Origin of the sequence: Staphylococcus sp. HMSC34G04, assembly GCF_001838765.1 — a bacterium.
GTDB classification, from domain to species: domain Bacteria; phylum Bacillota; class Bacilli; order Staphylococcales; family Staphylococcaceae; genus Staphylococcus; species Staphylococcus epidermidis.
Map to the genome: position 1 here is coordinate 1 of NZ_KV838773.1, position 1334 is coordinate 1334.

At 53.6% G+C, this 1334-nt stretch carries 1 rRNA gene; it reads right to left on the minus strand.

Annotated features, from left to right (window positions below):
- Positions 1–1334, minus strand: a 23S ribosomal RNA gene (locus HMPREF3241_RS11880); the annotation flags it as partial.

The following is a 1334-nucleotide window of genomic DNA, read 5'->3' on the forward strand; positions in this document are numbered from 1 at the left end:
GGGGGGCTTCATGCTTAGATGCTTTCAGCACTTATCCCGTCCATACATAGCTACCCAGCTATGCCGTTGGCACGACAACTGGTACACCAGAGGTATGTCCATCCCGGTCCTCTCGTACTAAGGACAGCTCCTCTCAAATTTCCTACGCCCACGACGGATAGGGACCGAACTGTCTCACGACGTTCTGAACCCAGCTCGCGTACCGCTTTAATGGGCGAACAGCCCAACCCTTGGGACCGACTACAGCCCCAGGATGCGATGAGCCGACATCGAGGTGCCAAACCTCCCCGTCGATGTGAACTCTTGGGGGAGATAAGCCTGTTATCCCCGGGGTAGCTTTTATCCGTTGAGCGATGGCCCTTCCATGCGGAACCACCGGATCACTAAGTCCGTCTTTCGACCCTGCTCGACTTGTAGGTCTCGCAGTCAAGCTCCCTTATGCCTTTACACTCTATGAATGATTTCCAACCATTCTGAGGGAACCTTTGAGCGCCTCCGTTACCTTTTAGGAGGCGACCGCCCCAGTCAAACTGCCCGCCTGACACTGTCTCCCACCACGATAAGTGGTGCGGGTTAGAAAGCCAACACAGCTAGGGTAGTATCCCACCAACGCCTCCACGTAAGCTAGCGCTCACGTTTCAAAGGCTCCTACCTATCCTGTACAAGCTGTGCCGAATTTCAATATCAGGCTACAGTAAAGCTCCACGGGGTCTTTCCGTCCTGTCGCGGGTAACCTGCATCTTCACAGGTACTATGATTTCACCGAGTCTCTCGTTGAGACAGTGCCCAAATCGTTACGCCTTTCGTGCGGGTCGGAACTTACCCGACAAGGAATTTCGCTACCTTAGGACCGTTATAGTTACGGCCGCCGTTTACTGGGGCTTCGATTCGTAGCTTCGCAGAAGCTAACCACTCCTCTTAACCTTCCAGCACCGGGCAGGCGTCAGCCCCTATACATCACCTTACGGTTTAGCAGAGACCTGTGTTTTTGATAAACAGTCGCTTGGGCCTATTCACTGCGGCTCTTCTGGGCGTGAACCCTAAAGAGCACCCCTTCTCCCGAAGTTACGGGGTCATTTTGCCGAGTTCCTTAACGAGAGTTCGCTCGCTCACCTTAGAATTCTCATCTTGACTACCTGTGTCGGTTTGCGGTACGGGCACCTGTTATCTATCTAGAGGCTTTTCTCGGCAGTGTGAAATCAACGACTCGAGGAAACAATTTCCTCTCCCCATCACAGCTCAGCCTTATGAGTGCCGGATTTGCCTAACACTCAGCCTTACTGCTTGGACGTGCACTCCAACAGCACGCTTCGCCTATCCTACTGCGTCCCCCC